19 protein-coding genes are annotated in these 19,237 nt (G+C 72.1%); 6 read left to right on the top strand and 13 right to left on the bottom strand.

What is annotated here, in order from left to right:
* Positions 1-52 precede the first annotated feature (52 nt).
* The 6 genes from miaB to ftsE all read right to left on the bottom strand — a co-directional run bounded on the left by miaB (position 53) and on the right by ftsE (position 6,052).
* On the bottom strand, positions 53-1,432 hold the full coding sequence (gene miaB / locus H565_RS0103130; protein ID WP_027459762.1) for a tRNA (N6-isopentenyl adenosine(37)-C2)-methylthiotransferase MiaB: 1,380 nt from the start codon (positions 1,430-1,432) through the stop codon (positions 53-55).
* A gap of 105 nt (positions 1,433-1,537) precedes the next feature.
* The gene (locus H565_RS0103125; RefSeq protein WP_027459761.1) at positions 1,538-1,987 is read right to left on the bottom strand and encodes a hypothetical protein; all 450 of its coding nucleotides are present in this window, start codon (positions 1,985-1,987) and stop codon (positions 1,538-1,540) included.
* A gap of 94 nt (positions 1,988-2,081) precedes the next feature.
* The gene (rpsP, locus tag H565_RS0103120) at positions 2,082-2,330 is read right to left on the bottom strand and encodes a 30S ribosomal protein S16 (RefSeq protein WP_027459760.1); all 249 of its coding nucleotides are present in this window, start codon (positions 2,328-2,330) and stop codon (positions 2,082-2,084) included.
* 157 nt (positions 2,331-2,487) lie between these two features.
* Positions 2,488-4,332 carry a M23 family metallopeptidase gene (locus tag H565_RS0103115; RefSeq protein WP_027459759.1) on the bottom strand — a complete coding sequence of 615 codons (1,845 nt, stop codon included), beginning with the start codon at positions 4,330-4,332 and terminating at the stop codon, positions 2,488-2,490.
* Positions 4,333-4,359: 27 nt separating this feature from the next.
* Positions 4,360-5,223 carry a cell division protein FtsX gene (locus H565_RS0103110; RefSeq protein ID WP_027459758.1) on the bottom strand — a complete coding sequence of 288 codons (864 nt, stop codon included), beginning with the start codon at positions 5,221-5,223 and terminating at the stop codon, positions 4,360-4,362.
* A 145-nt stretch (positions 5,224-5,368) separates the two neighbouring features.
* Positions 5,369-6,052, bottom strand: coding sequence for a cell division ATP-binding protein FtsE (ftsE, locus tag H565_RS0103105; protein WP_027459757.1), 684 nt, complete (start codon positions 6,050-6,052; stop codon positions 5,369-5,371).
* A gap of 160 nt (positions 6,053-6,212) precedes the next feature.
* Between ftsE and H565_RS0103100 the strand changes: the two genes are divergently transcribed.
* Entirely contained in the window at positions 6,213-7,529 is a 1,317-nt protein-coding gene (locus H565_RS0103100; protein WP_027459756.1) for a S41 family peptidase, read from the top strand.
* Positions 7,530-7,676: 147 nt separating this feature from the next.
* On the opposite strand, the gene H565_RS0103095 is transcribed toward H565_RS0103100, so the two are convergent.
* Positions 7,677-8,288: a hypothetical protein gene (locus H565_RS0103095; RefSeq protein ID WP_027459755.1), complete on the bottom strand. Its 612-nt coding sequence runs from the start codon at positions 8,286-8,288 to the stop codon at positions 7,677-7,679.
* Positions 8,289-8,301: 13 nt separating this feature from the next.
* A complete protein-coding gene (locus tag H565_RS0103090; RefSeq protein WP_027459754.1) occupies positions 8,302-8,856 on the bottom strand; it encodes a GNAT family N-acetyltransferase in 555 nt (184 codons plus the stop codon).
* A gap of 627 nt (positions 8,857-9,483) precedes the next feature.
* Here H565_RS0103090 and H565_RS0103085 point away from each other — a divergent pair.
* On the top strand, positions 9,484-10,596 hold the full coding sequence (locus tag H565_RS0103085) for a Gfo/Idh/MocA family protein (RefSeq protein WP_027459753.1): 1,113 nt from the start codon (positions 9,484-9,486) through the stop codon (positions 10,594-10,596).
* Positions 10,597-10,648: 52 nt separating this feature from the next.
* On the opposite strand, the gene yidD is transcribed toward H565_RS0103085, so the two are convergent.
* Positions 10,649-10,969, bottom strand: a complete 321-nt coding sequence (gene yidD / locus H565_RS0103080; RefSeq protein WP_027459752.1) for a membrane protein insertion efficiency factor YidD — start codon at positions 10,967-10,969, stop codon at positions 10,649-10,651.
* A 56-nt stretch (positions 10,970-11,025) separates the two neighbouring features.
* Entirely contained in the window at positions 11,026-12,042 is a 1,017-nt protein-coding gene (locus H565_RS0103075) for a YkoP family protein (RefSeq protein ID WP_027459751.1), read from the bottom strand.
* Between the two features lie 120 nt (positions 12,043-12,162).
* Here H565_RS0103075 and H565_RS0103070 point away from each other — a divergent pair, with 120 nt between their 5' ends.
* Complete coding sequence (locus tag H565_RS0103070; protein ID WP_027459750.1) at positions 12,163-13,347, top strand: glycosyltransferase family 4 protein; 1,185 nt, start codon at positions 12,163-12,165, stop codon at positions 13,345-13,347.
* Here the strand turns inward: H565_RS0103070 and H565_RS0103065 are convergent.
* The gene (locus H565_RS0103065) at positions 13,313-14,011 is read right to left on the bottom strand and encodes a glycosyltransferase family 2 protein (RefSeq protein WP_051363386.1); all 699 of its coding nucleotides are present in this window, start codon (positions 14,009-14,011) and stop codon (positions 13,313-13,315) included. The genes H565_RS0103070 and H565_RS0103065 overlap by 35 nt on opposite strands.
* 35 nt (positions 14,012-14,046) lie before the next feature.
* On the opposite strand from H565_RS0103065, the gene H565_RS0103060 reads away from it, so the two are divergent.
* The gene (locus H565_RS0103060; protein ID WP_027459748.1) at positions 14,047-14,754 is read left to right on the top strand and encodes a polysaccharide deacetylase family protein; all 708 of its coding nucleotides are present in this window, start codon (positions 14,047-14,049) and stop codon (positions 14,752-14,754) included.
* Here the strand turns inward: H565_RS0103060 and H565_RS0103055 are convergent.
* Positions 14,742-15,944 carry a lipid-A-disaccharide synthase-related protein gene (locus H565_RS0103055; protein ID WP_245576152.1) on the bottom strand — a complete coding sequence of 401 codons (1,203 nt, stop codon included), beginning with the start codon at positions 15,942-15,944 and terminating at the stop codon, positions 14,742-14,744. The genes H565_RS0103060 and H565_RS0103055 overlap by 13 nt on opposite strands.
* A 59-nt stretch (positions 15,945-16,003) precedes the next feature.
* Here H565_RS0103055 and H565_RS0103050 point away from each other — a divergent pair, with 59 nt between their 5' ends.
* Entirely contained in the window at positions 16,004-16,420 is a 417-nt protein-coding gene (locus H565_RS0103050; protein WP_027459746.1) for a hypothetical protein, read from the top strand.
* 7 nt (positions 16,421-16,427) lie between these two features.
* On the opposite strand, the gene H565_RS0103045 is transcribed toward H565_RS0103050, so the two are convergent.
* Positions 16,428-17,447, bottom strand: coding sequence for an NAD(P)H-dependent flavin oxidoreductase (locus H565_RS0103045; RefSeq protein ID WP_027459745.1), 1,020 nt, complete (start codon positions 17,445-17,447; stop codon positions 16,428-16,430).
* 156 nt (positions 17,448-17,603) lie between these two features.
* Between H565_RS0103045 and H565_RS0103040 the strand changes: the two genes are divergently transcribed.
* On the top strand, positions 17,604-19,193 hold the full coding sequence (locus tag H565_RS0103040; protein ID WP_027459744.1) for a peptide chain release factor 3: 1,590 nt from the start codon (positions 17,604-17,606) through the stop codon (positions 19,191-19,193).
* Positions 19,194-19,237: the final 44 nt, after the last annotated feature.

Raw genomic sequence — 19,237 nt, 5'->3', positions numbered from 1 at the left:
GACAGGGTAACAGGGGAGTGGGCCGGAGCTGCTGCGCCCCGGCCCCCCACCCTCACGCCATCTGGAGGGGACTGCTCAGCGCTGCTGCTTCGGGGTTCAGGCGCGGCAGCTCCGGCAGGTCCTGGCCGTCTTGCCCAATGAGGCGGCCATACAGCATGTGCGGGGTGGCGTGCTCGATGCGGGCGCGGTAGATGCCCGGTCCCGTCGCGCCGAGCGCCTTGGGCACCACGGTCGGGTGGTTGCCGCGGGTGTGGCCTTCCAGGAAGCCCGCGTCGTGGGCGTCGCCGCGCAGCAGCAGTTCTTGGATGGTGCCCACCTTCCCCGCGTTTTTGCGAGCGCTCCATTCCTTCTGCTTGACAATCAGGCGCTGGAGCCGCTCGGTCTTCAGCTCACGCGGGAGGTCCTGAAAGTGCTTGTAGCTGGGGGTACCGGGGCGCGGCGAGTAGATGAACATATAGGCCGAGTCGTAGCCGACCTCGTCATAAAGGCTGAGGGTCTCCTGAAAGTCTTCCTCCGTCTCGCCGGGAAAGCCCACGATGATGTCGGTCGCGAGGACCACGTGCGGCAGGTGCTTTTTAATCTCCGCGATGTGCGAGAGGTACTTCTCGCGGGTGTACTCGCGGGCCATGCGGCGCAGCACCCGGTTAGAGCCGCTTTGCACGGGCAGGTGCACGAACTCGCACACGGCGGGCGTCTCGGCCATCGCGGCGGCCACGTCTTCCGTGAAGTTCATGGGATGGCTGGTCGTGAACTTGACCCGCCGCACGCCACTGCGCCCCACCAGCCGCAGCAGGTCAGCAAAGGAGGGGTATCCGGCAAGCTTGGCCCCCTGGTCCACCCCGTAGGCGTTGACGTTCTGGCCCAGCAGCGTGACCTCCTGCACCCCCGCGGCGAGCAGGCTGTCGAGTTCGCGCAGGATGTCGTCGGGGTGGCGGCTGACCTGCGGGCCGCGCGTGGTCGGCACGATGCAGTAGGTGCAGTGGTGGTCACAGCCGCGCATGATGGTGAGGTGCGCTTGCAGCTTGCCCGTGGGGGGCGGGGGAATGTGCCCGTGCAGCTCGTCCTTGAACTGCAGGCTCCAGAAGCGTTCATTGCTCTCTAGTGCCTTTCCGATGTCGAGCAGGCTGCCCGGCCCCAGCAGCACGTCCACCTCAAACTTGCGGGCGATGCGCTGGCCCTCTTCGAGCTGGGCGAGGCAGCCCATCATGCCCACCACCAGGGGCCGCTGCTGCTTTTGCTTGCGCAACTCTCCGAGCAGCGAGCGGACCTTGTCCACGGGCTTGCCGCGCACCGCGCAGGTGTTCACCAGGACGAAATCCGCCTCGTCCACGCTGCCCACCAGGTCCGCGCCAAAGGAAACGAGTTGCGACTCGACCAGATGGGTGTCGTACTCGTTCATCTGGCAGCCGTAGGTAATCAGGTGTGCCTTCACGTTTCTTCTCCTCGGCCTGACGGAGGGATTCCGGGGCCTTCTGTCATGCGCCACGCTGCGCTGAGCGCGGGCCGGGCGCGAGTCTAGCAGGGACGCGGCTCCCGCTCAGGGCCGCGGGGCAGCCTCCTCGCCTTGCCGCTCCAGGTTGACCGTATAGGTCAGCAGCTCGCGCCCCAGCAAGACGGTCCGCAGGGTCCCACTGAGCTTGCCCGCGCCGATTTCAGCCCGCAGGGTGCCGCGCAGGGCGTCGCCCCCCTCGTAGAGGTTGACCTCGACGCTGCCGCCCGCCGCCCCCACCCGCTGAAAGCTGCCGCTGACGGCGTAGGCCTTGCGGCTCTCTAGGTTGGTGAGCACGCCCGTCGCTCGGCCCTCGCGCTCCTGCACGCTCAGCAGCAGGCGGTAGGGCACCCGCCCGGTCAGGCCTTGGCCGACGCCCTCGTACACGCCGTTTACCGCCCGTTCCAGCGCCGTACTCGCAGCGATATTCGCGCCCAGCGCACAGCCGGGCAGGAGCAGGGGGGCGGCCAGCAGAGGCAGAAGAAGAGAAGCGCGCATATCGGCGAGCTTAGGTCCCTCTCATGAAGGAGAGCTGACGGGGCGGCACGAAAAAAGCTCCCGCGGGGGGAGCCTGTCTCTGGTGCCGGGGACCTCAGGCGACCTTGACGCCCTGGCTTTTCAGCAGGCGGCGGGCCGTCTGGGTGGGCTGAGCGCCGACCGAGAGCCAGTAGGCGGCCCGCTCGACGTTGACCTTGAGGTAGTTCTCGCTGGTCTTGCGGGGGTCGTAGTGGCCCAGGTTCTCGATGTAGCCGCCGTCGCGGGGGCGGCGAGAGTCGGTCACGACGATGCGGTAGTGGGGGTTGTGGATAGAGCCGAAACGGGACAGGCGAATCTTGACCATGTCAGTACCTCAAGCAGGCGCGTAGGCCTGGCAGGTTGGGGTGAGGGTTGCTCCCGCCTAGGTCGCGGGGGTCATGCGCCCGCAGCAGCCAACCGGAAACGCACCGAAAAAGCTTACCAGAGGAGGGGGGCGGTGAGAAGGGGGGTGGCAGCAACCTCTAAAAGGGCGGCGGCACCGGACGGCGAGAGGTGCCCGACACCTCGTTGAGTTGAAAGGCCATTCGGCCAGGGCCAAAGATGGGACTGCCGCCCACGGTGCCCAGCGGGGTGCCCGCCCCCACCCGTGCGCCGACCTCGACAAGCGAGTCTTGCAGGCCGAAATAGGCGGTGACCCTGCTGCCGTGGTCGAGCAGGACCACCCAGCCCAGGCTGGCGTAGTAGGTCGTGGCCATCACGTTGCCCGCGAGCGAGGCGACGGCCTGGGTGCCCTCGGCGGCTTCCAGGACGCTCCACTGCGCCCCATTTGCCCCGTAGGGCTGGCTGACCCGGCCTCCCGGCAGCGGGAACCCCAGCGGCCCGGACGCGGCGGGCAGCGGCGCGAGGGCCTGGGTGGTCGCGGCGACGGCCTGCTGAGTCTGGCCCTGGCGATCGCGCAGGGCCGCCTGTTCCTGGGCGACCTGTTCTTCCCGCTCGCGCCCGGCGGCGAGGGCGGCTTCGCGCTCGGCCTGTTCGCGGGCATTCTGTTCGGCCTCGCGGGCGCGGGCCTCGGCTTGCTGGCGGGCGATGGCCTCGGCTTGCTCGCGGGCGCGGGCGGCAGCTTCGGCCCGCGCGCGGGCTTCGGCGGCGGCCTGGGCCTGGGCCTCGGCGCGGGCGCGGGCTTCGGCTTCGGCCCTGGCTCTGGCGCGGGCCTCGGCGGCAGCCTGAGCGCGCGCCCTCGATTGGGCTTCGGCCCTGGCTTTCGCCTCGGCCTCGGCGCGGGCGCGGGCTTCGGCCTCCGCCCTGGCGCGAGCGGCAGCTTCGGCTCTGGCACGGGCTTCGGCCTCGGCCCTGGCTTTGGCCTCCGCACGGGCACGGGCTTCGGCCCTGGCCCTCGCCCTGGCCTCCGCCTCGGCTCTGGCCCTGGCTTCCGCCTCGGCGCGTTCGCGGGCGAGCCGAGCTTGGCGCTCCTGCTCGGCGCGGATGCGGGCGAGGCGCTCGGCTTCCCGGCGGGCACGTTCCCGTTCCTCGCGGATGCGGCGCAGCTCGGCCTCGCGGCGGCGGCGTTCCTCCTCCAGCCTCCGGCGGCGCTCGGCTTCCAGCCTGGCCTTTTCCTTGACCACCGCGCTGACCAGCTGGTCGATGGTGCGGGCGGTTTCCGCCTGCTGGGCGCGGGTGCGGGCAGCGGCCACCCGCTGGCCCTGTTCCTCGCGGCGCAGCTCGGCCAGCAAGCGGCCCGTCTCGGCACGGCTTTCCCGCAGCTCTTCCAGCCGGGCCAGTTGCCGAGCTTGCAGCGCTTCCAGGGCGGCTTTGGCGGCGGCCTGACGCTCGCGCTGGGCTTGCAGCGTTCGGACCTCGCCGCGCAACTCTTCAAGCACCGCCAGATGCTGCTCGCCAGAGAGGTTCGCGTAGCGCAGCCGAATGAGGAGGTCGGGCAGGCTGCCCGCTTGCGACAGCAGCCGCAGGTACTGGCCGCTGCGCTCGCGGTAAAGCACCCGCAGCAGCTCGCGCAGGTCGGCCTGAAGCCGGGTGACGCGGGCCTGGGTGACCGCCCCCGCTGCCGCCGTCTCGGTCAGCTCACGCTCGGCCTCCCGCACCTGCCGGGCCAGCCCCGCCACTTCGTTTTCCAGCGCGGCGACCCGCGTGCTCAGGGCTTCTAACCGCCCCAGCGTCTCGCGGCCCTGGGCCGAGAGCCGGGCGATGTTCTCACGCAGTTCCCGTAGCTCGCGGCCTTGCTGAGCACTGAGCTGCCGCTGCTGCGCGAGGTCGCGCTGAAGCTGCCTGAGGCGCTCGCTGGTTTCCTGCGCCCCGGCGAGCAGCGCCGCCGAGAGCAGGACGAGGACGGGCCAGCGCGGACGTCCCTTCATGCCCGCTCCTTCACGCCAGCTCCCGCATCACTCCAGCTCCCGCAGGTAGCGCCGGGTGGCCAAGAGGCTTCCGGCAAGTCCGGTCAGGATGCCCAGCCCCGCCACCGCCCCCAGCGGCAGCCACAGCGCCCCCAGGTCGCGCACGACCGGAAAGACGGGCGCAAAGGCGGCCACCCGCTCGGCGAGCGCGAGGTAACCGGGAACGAGCACCGCGAGCGCGAGCGCCGAGGAGAGGAGGCCCAGCAACACCCCTTCAATCACGTGCGGGGTGCGGATAAAGCCCCGCGTGGCCCCCAAGAGCCGCATCACGCTGATTTCGCGGCGGCGGGCGTACATGGCGACCCGCACGGCGTTGAGGATGCTCAGCAGCGTGCCCGCAAACAGCAGCGCCACGAGGCCGTACCCCGCCGCCCGCACGGTGGTCAGGGTCCGCACGGCTTGGTCGACGTACCCCGCCCCGTACTCCACGTCCTCCACGCCGGGCAGCCTCGCCAGCGCCGCCGCCACCGGGCGCGAATCCTCGACCCGGCCCACCCGCAGCCGCAGGGTGTCGGGAAAGGGGTTGCCGACCAGCGAGACGGCCTCGGCGGTGGAAGGGTAGTCGCGGGTCATCTCCGCGAGCACGTCCTCGCGGGAGACCAGCCGCGCCTCCCGCACGCCGGGAAAGGCCCTCACCTGCTCCAGCAGCGCCGCCCCGTCCGCGTCGCCCTCCAGGAAGGCCGCCACCTCCACCTGCGACTCCAGCCCCTCCAGCGTGCGGTTTACGTTCAGCGTGAGCAGCAGCACCCCGCCCAGCATCAGCAGGGTCAGGGTCATGGTGGTCAGCGTGCCCAGCGTGGCGGTGAGGTTGCCGCGCATGGCGAGGAGGGCCTGACGGAAGTGGTAGGTCACTGGCGGCCCCCGGAGCGGGTGGGGGTGGGAGTGGGGCGGGGGCGGCTCGGCGGGGGGGGGCCGCCGTCGAGAAGTCGAGAGGTCGAGAGGCCGAGGGTGTTCGCCGCCTCGACTTCTCGACTCCTCGACCGGGCGCGGAGCGCCCTCATAACGCGTACCCCCCCGCCGGGTCGTCCCGCACCAGCCGCCCCTGCCGCAGGGTCAGGGTGCGGTGGCGGAAGGTATCCACCAGGTCGCGGGCGTGGGTGGCGAAAACCACCGTGGTGCCGCGCAGGTTGACGTGTTGCAAGACCCGCAGCACCTCGCGGGCGTGGTCGGGGTCGAGGTTGCCCGTCGGCTCGTCGGCGAGCAGCAGGGGCGGGTCAGAGACGATGGCGCGGGCGATGGCGACCCGCTGCTGCTCGCCCTGCGAGAGCTGCACCGGGCGGGCGTGGGCGCGGGCTTCTAGGCCCACCGTCCGCAGCGCGGTGCCCACGCGGGCGGGCCACTCGCGCCCCGGCACCCCGGTCACCCGCAGGGCAAAGGCCACGTTGTCGTAGGCGCTGAGGTGTTCGAGCAGCAGGTTGTCCTGAAAGACGGTTCCGATGCGGCGGCGCAGCAGCGCGGTGCGGCGGCCCCGGTAACGCGCGAGCGGCTCGCCCGCGACCTGAATCTCGCCTCGCGTGGGCAGCGCCCGTTTGAGCACCAGGTTCATGAAACTGCTTTTGCCCGCGCCCGAATGCCCCACCAGGTACACGAACTCGCCCTTGTGAATCCGGACGCTGAGGTCGTCGAGGGCCAGCGCCCCGCTTGCCGGGTACGCGAGGCTCACATTGCGGAAAACAATCACGCGCCGCCGCCTCCGGGGACGCGGCCACGGGAAAAGGTGGGCAGCTGGGTCATGCTCGCGGCCCAGCATAGCCCAGCCCCCCGCAGAAGTGGCGTTCTGGCCCCAGGAGGATGAAATGCCCCCCACAGTTTTTTCACCGCCCCGCCCTATGCTCTGAGGCGTGAACCGGAAACGCATGATGCTGGTGGCGGGGTCTCTCGCCGCGACCGCTGCCGTCGGCTACGCGCAGCTTGGCGGCTATACCCAGGCCGACCTCACCCGCTCGGAGACGGGCCGGGCGTTCCTCCAAATCTTGGGCGAACTCCAGCGTTCGTACCTCTATCCCATCGACCAAGACAAGGTGTTGCGCGGGGCGATTAACGGGGCGCTCGGCAGCTTGAACGATGAGTTCACCTACTACTCAGAACCCGCGGACACCGCTATAGACGCCCAGAACCTCCAGGGCGAGTTTGGCGGCATCGGCGTGACCCTGGTGGCCGCCAACCCCGACGGCACGGGCGGCAAGATTGACAATGTGTACCGGGGCGGAGCCGCCGCCGAGGGCGGCGTGCAGATTGGCGACGTATTCGTCAAGATTGACGACAAGGACGTCATGAACGCCAAGCTCGACGAAATCGTGCGGCTGGTGCGCGGGCCGAAGGGCAGCACGGTCAACGTGACGTTCGCCCGGAACGGCAAGCCCTACACGGTCAAGATGGAGCGCCGTCAGGTCACCATCGTGAGCGTCGAACAGACCATGCTGCCCGGCGACATCGGCTACATCGCGCTGAACACCTTTTACAACGAGAAGGCCAGCGAGCAGTTCCGCGCGGCGGTCGCTTCCATGAAGCAAAAGGGCGTTCAGAAGCTGATTCTGGACCTGCGCGACAACGGCGGCGGCCTGCTGAACGCGGGCGTGGATGTGGCCGACCAGTTCCTGGGGTCGGGCACCATCGTGAGCCTCAAGGACCGCACGGGCCGTTCGCAGGTCTATGGCCGCGCCACGAGCCGCCCGACCGATTACACGGGCAAGCTCGTCGTGCTCGTCAACAAGAACAGCGCAAGCGCGAGCGAGGTCGTGGCGGGTGCCCTGCAAGACCTGAAGCGGGCGACCGTCATCGGCGAGCAGACCTTTGGCAAGGGCGTCGCGCAGATTCCGGTGAACACGGTAGACGGCGGCAAGGTCGCCATCGTGAACAGCGCGTGGCTGACTCCCTCTGGCCGCGAGATTCACAAAAAGGGCATCACGCCCGACGTGGCCGTCAAGGACACCCGCTACACCACCCCCTTCAACTTCAGCGGCAGCGGCCTGGAGCCGAATGCCAAAGTGACCCTGACCGTGGACGGCAAGCCCGTGACCGTCACCGCCGACAAGGACGGCAAGTTCAGCTACACGGCGGAGGTCAAGCGCCCGGTGCGCTCCGCCGTGCAGGGTGAAGCGGTCGTGGACCTCGCCGGAGACGCGATTCTGCGGCGGGCGGTGGAGACGCTGAGGTAAGCGGCCAGCAAGGCGGCAGGACCAAAAGCCTCCGCTTCGGCTGGGGTTTTCTTGCCGTGGTTGGGGGACCCCTTATCCCTTGCTCTCGCAAGCCCCTCTCCCCTGGGGAGAGGGGCGCTGCGCAGCAGCGGGGTGAGGGGTCTCCCTTCAGTCCCACTCCCACTCGCGCCAGTCGCTGGGTTTCGCCTCGCGGCTGGCCGCTTTCTTCTGCTGGGGGGCCGGGTACCAGGGGTAGGCGGCGGCGAGGGCCGCATGCAGGCGCTCCAGCAGGCGGGCGCGGAGGCCAGCTTCCTCGCGGGGGGTGACCCTGCCGATTTCCCGCACCAAGCGCGAGAGGGTGTCCTCCAGCCCCGGCAGATACGGCTCGCGGGCCTTCCGCACCGATCCTTTTCGCAACGGCTGGGGGTGGATGACCGGCACGTATTCGGCGGCGGCGGCTTCCAGCAGGGCGGCCCGCTTCGCGGCCCGTTCCTCGCGGGCACGTTCGGCGCGAGCACGGGCGTCGGCGGCGCGGGCCTGGCCGACGAGGAAGGCTTCCTCGCGCTCGGCGTCCAGCACCCGGTCCTCGCGGTAAAGCTTGACGGGCGGGAGGCGGCGGCGGCCCATCTTCAGGCCGTTCTCGCGGGTCAGGTCGTGCTCGCCCAGAAACTTGCGAATCAGACCTGGCGTCCAGCCGCGCTCCTTGAGGTCTTGGGTCGCCAGGTAGCCGGGCGGCGTCAGGGGTGTGTTGCGGGCGGGGCGGGGCTGTTTTTGGGTCATGGTGCGGGACTCATCACCGGGGCCACCCGCGCCATTCCCCCCGCAGCAGGTCCAGCCGCACGCTGTCGTAGCGCACGCCCGCATACAGCCGCGCTTGCCGCACGCGGGCGCACTCGCGAAAGCCCAGCCGGGCCGCGAGCCGCAGCATCCGCGCATTGCCGCTCCAGGTGGTCACGGTGAGGACATGCGCGTCCGTCCAGTCCAGGGTGTCTTGCACCCACAGGCCGAGGGCGCGGGTCCCCACGCCGCCCCCCCAGTAGGCCGGGTCGTAAATCAGGATGCCGAGGTCCCACCAGCCGCCGCCCTGAGGCTCTTCCTCGGAACGGTTGACCATGCCCACAGCGAGGCCGTCCACGTCGATGACCTGCTCGTCGGCATCGGGGGGGTGGGTGGCGAGGTAATCGGCATACGCCTCCATCGTGCGGGTGGTGCCCGCCGCCGGAAAGTACGGCGCGTCCCAGCGCCGCCACTCGGCGTGCGGATCGGTGAGCCAGCGGGTGAGGACGGGGAGGTCTTCGGCTCGGCGGTCGCGCAGCGTGACCGGGAGGGAAGAGAGCGAGGGGGTCACGGCGCGGAGTATAGGCCTGAGGGGTCCTCCGGCGTCCGGGCGAAGGGCCAGGCGCGTGGAGGTGTGCCCCGCGAGGGTCTGCCGCCTTCCACCAGCAGGGTCAGCGGCAGGCCGAGCGCTCGCGCCCGTTCCGTGCAGGCTCCGAGCAGCGCCGTGCCCACCCCCTGCCTCCGCGCCGCTGGGGCCACCGCGAGGGTGTCGAGGTACAGTTCGCCCGCCCCTCGGTGGGAATGGGGCCGGGTCCAGCCCCAGCAAGCGGCGGTGCTCGCGGAAGGGACCGTCCAGCGCCTGCGCCTCGCCGGGATACAGCACGGCGAGGCCCAGGGGACGCTCCTCTTCTCCCTCGGCCAGCAGCGTGTTCGTGTAGCTCAGGCGGTTGCCCCGGCTCGCAAAGAAGACCGCGATGACGTGCGCGGCGTCCTCGTCGGTCGTGGTGCCCGTCAGGTGCTGGCCCATCCGCCCCTTAGCCTCCTGAATCAGCGGGGCGGCAAAGGCCGCGTCAAAGGGCTGGGCCGGGCGAATGCGGGGGGGCATGCCTCCCAGTCTCCCACCCGCAGGTCACCGGGAGGGGGGCCGCATGAAGAAGCCCCGACTGGCATGGCCCGCCGAAACTCTCTACGGTGAATCATGCCTCTCAAACCGGACATCGAGCGCCCCGAACCCGAACGCCGCCGCGTCGGGTACGCCCTCGTCGGCCTGGGCAAACTGACCGCCGAGGAACTGGTTCCCGCCGCCCGCACGAGCGACCACGCATACGTCGCGGCCCTGGTCACCAGCGAGCCGGACAAAGGCGTAGCGTTTGCCCGCGTCCATGACCTGACCGAGGGGGACGTGTACACCTACGAGGACTTTGAGCGCCTCGCCGAGCGGGAGGACATGGAGGCGGTCTATATCGTCCTCCCCAATGCCCAGCACCGCGAGTACGTCGAGCGGGCCGCCCGGATGGGCAAGCACGTGCTGTGTGAGAAGCCGCTGGGCATGAACGCGCAGGACGCGCAGGCGATGGTGGACGCCTGCCGGGAGGCCGGGGTCCTGCTGATGACCGCCTACCGCTGCCAGTACACCCCCCAGCACTGGGCCGCCCGCGACGCCGTGCAGGGCGGCAGGCTGGGGGCCGTCAAGCTGCTCGACGCCATCCACGGTCAGGTGGAAGACGACCCGGAGGCGTGGCGCTTGAAGCGCGACCTCGCGGGGGGTGGCCCCCTGCCCGACGTGGGGATTTACTGCCTGAACACCCTCCGCTTCGTGCTGGGCACCGAGCCGGAGTGGGTGTTTGCGGCGCTGCATCAGCCCCAGGGGGACGAACGCTTCCGCGAGGTCGAGGAGTCGCTGAGCTTCATGCTGGGCTTTCCCGGCGGCATCATCGCCAACGGCCTGACGAGCTACGGCACCCACAAGACCGCCACCCTGCGCGTGCTGGGCGAGGAGGGCACCGTCCTGATGGACCCGGCCTATACCTATCAGGGCCTCAGCCTGACCATCTCGGACGGCGCGGGCGACTTCCAACCCAGCCTCCCCGACGAGGACCAGTTCGGGCTGGAGCTGGACCACTTCGCCCGCTGCATCCGGGAGGGCCAGCAGCCCTGGACCCCCGGCGAGGAGGGCGTGCAAGACCACCGTATCATGGACGCGATGTACCAGAGCGCCCGCACCGGGCAGGTCGTGCGGCTAGAGCGGGTGGAGGGGAAAGACGCTTTCCGGGGCACGCCGCCGCAGGTGCCGGGGCGCGAGGAGGGGTGAACCGTAGTCCCCCCCCGCGTCAGAGGTCTGCCAAGGTCCGCCTGACTCCACCTTAGCCGCAGCGAAAGGGAATCGGGACCGGGCCGCAGCAGCACACGCCGCGCACGCCCCCCGACCCCAGCGCGAGGGCCGAGCCGCCGCGCAGGACACTGTGCGCTTCTCGGCACGCCCCGAAGCGGGCAGCAATCCGGGAGCGACCCCGCATCATCCCGTCTTCCCGCACGATGCGGGCCACCGCCGCCGAGCACGACTCGCCGCTGTGCAGCGCGGCATGGGCGCAGCGAAAGCCCTTGCGCGGCGAGAGGTGGCGCTGATAGAGGCGAATGCCGGAGAGGGTCAGGCGGTCGAAGAAGGTGGGGGTGGGAGTGGGCATGGGGCCAGAGTACCGGGCAGCCCCGGCACGGCTTTCTCCAGTCGCCTGAAGACGGCTCAATCCTGCCCCCCGTGCCGCGCCAGAAACGCCTCCCGGTCCATCCAGGCCAGCCTCGGCAGCCGCTGGGAGGGGGGCACCGCCGTGCCGTAGACCCGGCGCAGCAGCCGGAAGCCCAGGCTGTAGAGCCAGGTCCGCAGCGGCGGCAGCGGCAACACCGCGAAGCCCTGCTGCGCCAGCGGCTCGTGAAAGAGGGTGACGGCCATCACCCCCCGCACGTCCGCGAACTCCGGGTCCTCCCGCAGCCGCCCCGCCACGTCGCGCAGCGAGCGGGCAAAGGCGCGGTAGGCTCTCAGAGGACTGCGGGCGCTGAGGCCCACCAGCCGGGGTGAATGCACGTGCAGCTCGGCGACGGCGCTGCCGGGCGGCCAGCCCAGCTCGGCGGGGGCGGGGCGGCGGCTAAGGCGCAGCACCCCGTCGGCCCGCTCGGTGAGCGCCCGCACCCGGTGCGCCCGCGCAAAGCGGCCCTCCACCCCCCATTGGTAGAGATGCAGCCCCAGGTCCCGCGCCCGCGCTCGCCGCAGCCCCGGCAGCGCCCCGACCGGACCGGGGCGGTAGCCCAGCGCTCGCAGCCGGGCGACCTCGGCGGGGAGGTGCGCGGGGCACCGGCAGAGGGTGCCGCCGGGTTCGGGGGTGCTCAGGGGCAGGGGCAGGGGCGTCAGGCCCCGCGCGGCGAGGCGGGCGGGGGCCGCTTGCGGAGCTTCGGCGCTCCAGAGGGTGACGGGTTGCCCGGCGGCAACCTCCAGCGCGGCGACCCCGTCGGGTGCCCCCCATCCGGCGATCTCGTGTCCGGCCCGGACGGCGGCCCGCAGCGCCTCCGGCTCCCGCACGGCGAGGGCGGGCGCGACGAGCAGGGTGGCCCGCACGTCCGCCTCCGCGAGCGCCGCGAGGTCCTCCGGCGTCCGCACGGGCACCATGAGGCCGAGGTGGGGCAAGCTGGGGTCCCCCCCCGCCAGCGCTCCTCCGGCCCCGGCCCGCAGCAGGGCGCGGCGCAGGGGAGAAGGGATGGAGGCCATGGGCCGACTGTAGCGCTCGCGGTCCCCCGCCCCCCGCGCACCTCTCATGTCCGGCGTCGTATGCTCTCGTTCAGCGATGCTTCAGCCTCCCCTCAGCCAACGGGTCCGCAGGTGCGGCGCATGAGACCGCTGCGCATCGGGCTGTTTACCGATACGTTTCTTCCCGACCAAAACGGCATCGTGACGAGCGTGGGGCTGCTCAGTGACGAGCTGCGGGCGCGGGGGCATCACGTCGAGGTGGTCGCCCCCTTCTTTCCGGAAGCCCAGGACACCCGTTCCGACGTGCGCCGGGCGGCCAGCGTGCGCTACGTCTTCTTGCCGACCTACCGCCTCGCTTGGCCGACCCGCCGCGACTTCGCAGAGCGCTACGACCTCATTCACACGCATACGCCCCTCACCCTGGGGCTGGCGGGGGCGCGGCTGGCCCGCAAGTGGGGGGTGCCGCACGTGGCGACCTACCACACCCACCTCGAAGCCTATACCCACTACGTGCCGGGCCTGACCGCTCTGCAACGGCGGACCCGCCTGGTGACCCGGTTGATGGGCCGCTATTACCGCCGCGCGAACGCCGTGATTGTGCCCACCGCCGGAATGCTGGACGTGACCCGCGGGATGGGCGTGCGCAGCCCGGTCGTCATCCCGACCGCCGTCGAGCCGGAGGTGCTGCGCGGCGCTCCGCCCATCGAGTCTCCCTGGCCCGCCGGACGCCGCCGCCTCCTGACCGTGGGGCGGCTGGCCCGCGAGAAGCGCTTTGACCTCGTGCTGGATGCCTTGGCCGGGTTGCCGAACGGGCACCTCGTGGTGCTGGGGGAAGGGCCAGAGCGTGGGCGGCTGGAGGAACATGCGGCGCGCCGGGGGGTGGCCGACCGGGTCAGTTTCCTGGGCGTGCGCCCCTGGACCGAGATGGGGGCCTACTACCGCCTCGCCGAGCTGTTTCTCTTTGCCAGCGACACCGAGACGCAGGGGCTGGTTTTGCAAGAAGCGCAGCTGATGGGCGTGCCCGTGGTGGCGGTGGGGGCACGCGGGACCCTCAGCGGGGTGGCCCACGGGCGCAGCGGTTACCTCGTCGCGCCGGGGGACGTGGGGGCACTCACCGAACACGCGGCGGCCATCCTGAGCGACCCGGCCCTGTGGGCGCGGCTCTCGCGGGGGGCGCGGCGCTACGGGGCCACCTGGACACCGGGGGGCGTGGCCGAACGGGTGCTCGACGTCTATGCCGGGGTCCTGGGCACCCCGCAGGAGGTGCCCTTTGCCGAGGGGGCGGCGGCCCTCACGGGCCGAAATACCCTCGTGTATGACCACTGAGATTGAGCAGGTGCCGCCACAGGAAGGGGAGGACCCCGCCCGACAGCCGCCGCGCACTCGTCTCGACCCTCGCGGCGGGCACGTAGGCCACCTCGCCCAGGCGGGCCAGCGCGAGGCCGAGCCGCACGTCCTCGAGCGCCTCGACGTCCGGATAGCCCCCGGCGAGGAGGGCCGCCGCCCGCGAGTAGGCCATGTTCGCCCCGGCGAGATTGGGCCGTCCGGCAAGGGCGCAGGCCCGCAAAAAAGCGCCGTACCCCACCTCCGAGGCCGCCGCCGTCAGGGGGGGGACCCCGCAAAAGCGCAGCGGGCCGTACAGGGCGACCCGGCCCGGCGTGGCCCCCGCGAGCGCGGCCAGCCAGCCCGGCGCGGGCAGCGAGTCGGCGTCGGTGGTGGCGACCCATGCGGTGCGGGCGGCCTCCAGTCCGGCCTGCCGGGCGCGGCCAATGCCCGGCTCGCCGCACGCCACGACCCGCGCGCCCCAGGCCCGCGCCACCGTCCCCGTGCCGTCCGTGCTCGCGTGGTCCACCACGATGACCTCGCGGGGGGGGAGGGTCTGGCGCTCCAGAGCACGCAGGGTCAGCGGCAAGGCAGCGGCTTCGTTGCGGGCGGGAATCACGACGGTGAATGCTGGCCCGGCACCCCGCGGCCCTCTGACCTCTGGCACCGCGCCAGGGTAGCAGGTAGGGGGCCGGGTCGCCCATGAGGGCTGGAAGGTGGGTCCTGTGCGCTGTCCTGGGGGCCGCCCTTGCCGCCGAGGTGGGGGGCCGAGGGGCCGGGTGGGGCGCGCTGGGACCGGGGGGCCGTGCCCGGCAGCGGGTGGCCCTCACCTTTGACGATGGCCCCAGCGAGCGCACCCCGGAACTGCTCGCGGTCCTGGCCCGCCATGCGGCTCCAGCGACCTTTTTTGTGACCGCCCCCGCCGCCCGGCGCTGGCCTCGGCACCTCGCCGCCCTCCGCGCTGCCGGGCACGAGCTGGAGGCGCACGGGCGCTGGCACGTCCACGCCCTGCTCCTTCCCCCCTGGCGCGAGTGGGCGCAGGTCAGGTGGCACCCCCGCGCGGGGGAGGGGGGGCCGCACTTCTACCGCCCGCCCTACGGGGGGCACAGCCCGCTGACCCGGCCCCTGACCTGCCTCGCCGGGCGCGAGGTCGTGCTGTGGGACGTCGAGGGCCGCGACTGGACGGACGGGGACGCGGCCCGCCTCGCCGCGGGCGTGCTCGCTCGCACGCGGCCCGGCAGCGTCATCCTGCTGCACGACGGCCCAGCGGTCACGCCCGCCCTCCTGGACCGCCTGCTCGCGGGCTTACGCGAGCGGGGCCTCACGCCCGTCCTCCTGCGCGACCTGCCCCCCCGCCGCATCGGGTGGCGGGAAGGGTGGCGGCGGCTGAGGACGAGTTACGGGCGCTGAGTCAGGAGTGCCCGCAGCTCGGCGGCGATGACCGGCAGCGCTCCTCCCGGCCCTACCCGCGTCATCCCGTCGAGGGCAGCCCGCGCCCGCCGTTGGCCGTCCCGGAGGAGCGCCCGCACCTCTCCCGCGACCGCCTCCGGGTCTGCCGGGACGGGCCGCAGGGCTTCTCCCAGCAGCCGTCCTTGCCGCCGCAGGAAGCCGGGGGTGAACTGCGGCCCCCCGGTGGGAAACGCCACGACGGGCACCCCCAGCCCCGCGAGCTGCTCGTTGGCGGTGCCCGCCGTGCCAACCGCCACGTCCGCCGCCCGCGCTGCGGCCCCGAACGCGCCGCGCAGCAGGACAACGCTGGCCCCCTCGCCCTGCGCCCAGGCGGTGCGGTCGTCCTCTGGCCGCAGCCTCCAGCCCGGCGGCAGGGTCACCCCCTCCCAGCCGTGCGCCCAGGCGACGAGGGGCGTCACCTCCGGCAACCGGGCGGCAGCCCGCAGCATGAGGGGCAGGCTCTCCCGGTGGTCCTCCCGTGACCCCGGCAGCAGGGCGAGGACCGGGCGGCCCCCCGTGAGGGGGAAGAGGTCGCGTTCGGGGGCGGGCAGCACGTCCATCGCGAAACTGCCCGCCCAGTGCGCCCGCACCCCCCGCGCCGCGTAAAGCCGGGCGGTCGCGGCGTCGCGCAGGTAGACGGCGTGTGCCCGCCGCGCGAGCGCGAGTTCGGAGGGCAGCGGCAGGTTGGCTCCCAGCGCGTTCAGCTCGCGCAGCGCCCCGCGCAGTCCCAACCCTTCGGCATAGTGGGCGCTCAGGAGGGGCTGGACGTGCACGAGGGGGACCCCCCCCGCCCGCGCCGCCAGGGTGCCCAGCGTGAGGGCGTGCGCGTCCCCCACCACGGCGACCGCACCCGCTCCCCGTCCCGCCGCCCGCGCCGCCCGGACCTGCCCCAGGGTGGTTCCCAGGAGTCCGGCCCGCAGGTCGGCCCACAGGTTGGCCGCGCTCCCGAAGGGAAAGCCCCCGCTGGGCAGCCGCAGGGTGGGGCCAAGCCGGGTCGCGCCGGGCACCCCCGCGTAGGCCCGCCCCTCGCCCACGAGCGGCAGTACCTGCGCCCCTCGCCCCAGGTGCGAGAGCAGCCGCGCCCCGATGAGGTCCTCGGCGGTGCCGTTGGAGAGCAGCAGCAGGGGCCGAGCGGGGGAGGAGGGGAACACGCCCGGCAAGATAGCGGGGCAGGGCGCAGCGGGGTGGCCCGGCATGGTACGAATACCCCGTGTCCGACTTTGACGCCCTGCAAGCTGCCATTCGCCGCCGGGCGACCGAGCGGCAAGCCGAGGCGCGGGCGTGCGAGGCGCTGCTGGGTGCCCTCTATCACGCCCTGCGCACGGCGGGCGGGCCGGGCCTTCCCCTGAACAATGTCGCCCTTGACCCCGTGCCCGACCCCTCCGCGACCCTGCGCCCGCCGCCGCTGGGGGGCACCCACGCGGCCTGGATTCGCCTGGGGCTGTGCGAGGTCTTCGTGCGGGTGCGCCGGGAGGGCGGGGCCTTTCTGGGCGAGTACGGCCCCGGCTTCTCCTTCCGGCTGGACGACCTGAGCGAAGAGGCCCTGACCGCCCTCGCCCGCCGGATGCTGCGCGACCTCACCGCCGTCTACGCGGGCATGGCGGCGGGCGGGGGGGCGCTGAACTGACCCCCGCTCACGCCTCCGGCCACAGCGTCCGCAGAATCTGGGACGCCGTCCCCTCCTGGCCCCGCGCGGACCCCTCCCCGGCCCACAGGCTCAGGAACTCGGCCCGGCCTGCCCGCGCGGCGGCGGCCCGCAGCTCGCGGGTCAGGGCGTTTTGCAGGGGGTAGGGGAGGGGCGAGGCGAGCTGCGCCGTGACCCGGTTGGCGAGGCCCCGTGCGGGGCGGCCCGAAAAGGCGCGGGTCAGCACGGTGGCCCCCGGCCCGGCGGCAGCGAGGGCCGAGCGGTAGGCGGCGGGGGTCCCGGCCTCCCGCGCCCGCAGGAAGGCCGTCCCGCACTGCACCAGGCTCGCGCCCGCCCCCAGCGCCGCCCGCACGTCCGCCGCGTCCATGATGCCGCCCGCCGCGATGACGGGCACCCGGCCAGAGAGGGTCACCCGGCGAATCAGAAAGGCCAGCTCGCTGAGGTCGTCGTGCGCCCAACCCCCCCGGTGCCCCCCCGCCGCGTTCCCCTGGAGGACGACCGCGTCCACCCCGTCGCGGGCCAGGGCCTGGGCCTCGGTGTGACTGGTCGCCGTGCCGATGCTCATTATCCCCGCCCCCCGCAGGGCCGCGATTCGTCCAGCTCCCAGCCGCCCGAATGCAAAGGACAGGGCGGCGGGCCGCAGCTCCAGCACCGCCCGAAACTGCGCTTCAAAGTCTTCTTGCACCCGCCCCGGCAGCGCGGGCGGCGGCAGGCCCAGCTCGGCGTGCAGGGGGGCGAGGTCGGCCTGGGCGGCGGCCACTTCCTCCGGGGTGACCCTGGGGAGGGGAGCCGGGACAAAGAGGTTGACCGCGAAGGGCCGCGCGGTGAGCGCCCGCACCGCCGCCCCCGCCTCCACGAGTTGCGCGGGCGTGAGGTACGCCGCCCCCAGGCTGCCCAGGCCGCCCGCCTCCGACACGGCGGCGACGAGTTCGGGGGTCGTGATGCCGCCCGCCATCGGGGCCTGCACGACGGGCACCCGCAGCCCCAGCCGCCGCATCAGCTCGTTCATGGCCCCAGGGTAGCCCCCACGGGGAGGCGGTATCATGCCGGGATGACGGCGCACCCCCTCCTCCCGCCCCCGTGAGCGCGAGTCGCAGGCCACGCCGCGTAGTTCCCCACCTCACAGCGCCGGGCGCGTCCCCTTTCCGCCCGCAGGAGTTTCCGCATGACGACCCCCACCGCCCAGCTGGAGCACGAAATCGCCCGCCGCCGCACCTTTGCCATCATCTCCCACCCCGACGCGGGCAAAACCACCATCACCGAAAAGCTGCTGCTGTACGGCGGCGCGATTCAGGAAGCCGGGTCGGTCACCGCCAAGGAGGGCCGCTCGCACACCAAATCCGACTGGATGAGCATCGAGCAACAGCGCGGCATCTCGATTTCCTCCTCGGCGCTGACCTTCGAATATTCCGGGCGGCACATCAACCTCCTCGACACGCCGGGCCACCAGGACTTCTCGGAAGACACCTACCGCACCCTCACCGCCGCCGACTCCGCACTGATGGTGCTGGACGCGGCCCGTGGCGTGCAGTCGCAGACCGAGAAGCTCTTTGCGGTGTGCCGCAACCGCGGCATTCCCATCCTGACCTTCGTGAACAAGATGGACCGCCCCGCCCTGGACCCTTTCGAGCTGCTCGCGCAGGTCGAAAACACCCTGAACATCACCGCTGTTCCCCTCACCTGGCCCATCGGGGACGGCCCCGATTTCAAGGGCGTGTACGACCTGGGGACCGGGCAGGTCCTCACCTTCGAGCGCACGTCGGGCGGCAAGCACCGGGCCCCCGTGCAGACGGCGGGGCTGGACGACCCGCAGCTCGACACGCTGGTCGGCCCTGACCTCGCGGCCAAGTTGCGCGAGGACGTGGAGCTGATTCGGGGGGCCATGCCAGAGTTTGACCCCGCCGCCTTCCGGTCGGGCGAACTCACCCCGGTCTTTTTCGGCTCGGCGATGAACAACTTCGGGGTCGAGCACTTCCTGCAACACTTTGTGGACCTCGCGCCGCCCCCCGGCCCGGTGGGGACGAACCTGGGCGAGCGCCACCCCAACGCGGGCTTTGCGGGCTTCATCTTCAAGCTCCAGGCGAACATGAGCCGGGCACACCGCGACCGCACCGCCTACATGCGGGTGATGTCCGGGCACTTTACGCGCGGCATGGACGTGACCCACACCCGCACCGGGCGGAGGCTGCGGCTCTCGCAGGCCCATACCCTCTTTGCCCAGGACCGCGAGAAGGTCGAGGAAGCCTACCCCGGCGACATCGTGGGGTTGGTCAACCCCGGCGTCTTCCAGATTGGCGACGTGGTCAGCGTGGATGCCAAGGTGACGTTGCCTTCCTTCCCGCGCTTCACGCCGGAGACCTTTGCCACCCTCTCCCTGAAGGACGTGGGCAAGCGCAAGGCCTTTATGAAGGGCCTGACCCAGCTCGCCGAAGAAGGGGTCGTGCAGGTCTTCTACCCCACCGACGGGGCGCGCGACCCCTACCTCGGCGCGGTTGGCCCCCTCCAGTTCGAGGTCTTTCAGGCCCGCCTTCAGGAGGAGTACGGGGTGGAGGTCGACCTGCACGTGACCAGCTACCAGCTCGTGCGCTGGCTGGCGGGCGACCCCAGCACCGTGGCCCGCTTTGCCCGGCACGTCGAGGACGACCAGGGCCGCCCGGTCATGCTCTTCCGCTCCAAGTACGACCTCGACTACACCGCCGAGCAGCACCCGGAAATCGAGTTCCTGCCGCTGCCCAAGGATTTGACGCGGGTGTAACCGGGAGGGGGAGGCCGGAGCCACCAGCTCAGGCCTGCTGACCA

The organism is Deinococcus murrayi DSM 11303, from assembly GCF_000482805.1.
Taxonomy (GTDB): domain Bacteria; phylum Deinococcota; class Deinococci; order Deinococcales; family Deinococcaceae; genus Deinococcus; species Deinococcus murrayi.
The sequence above is the reverse complement of the archived record's forward strand: the minus strand, read 5'-3'. Positions and strand labels throughout refer to the sequence as shown.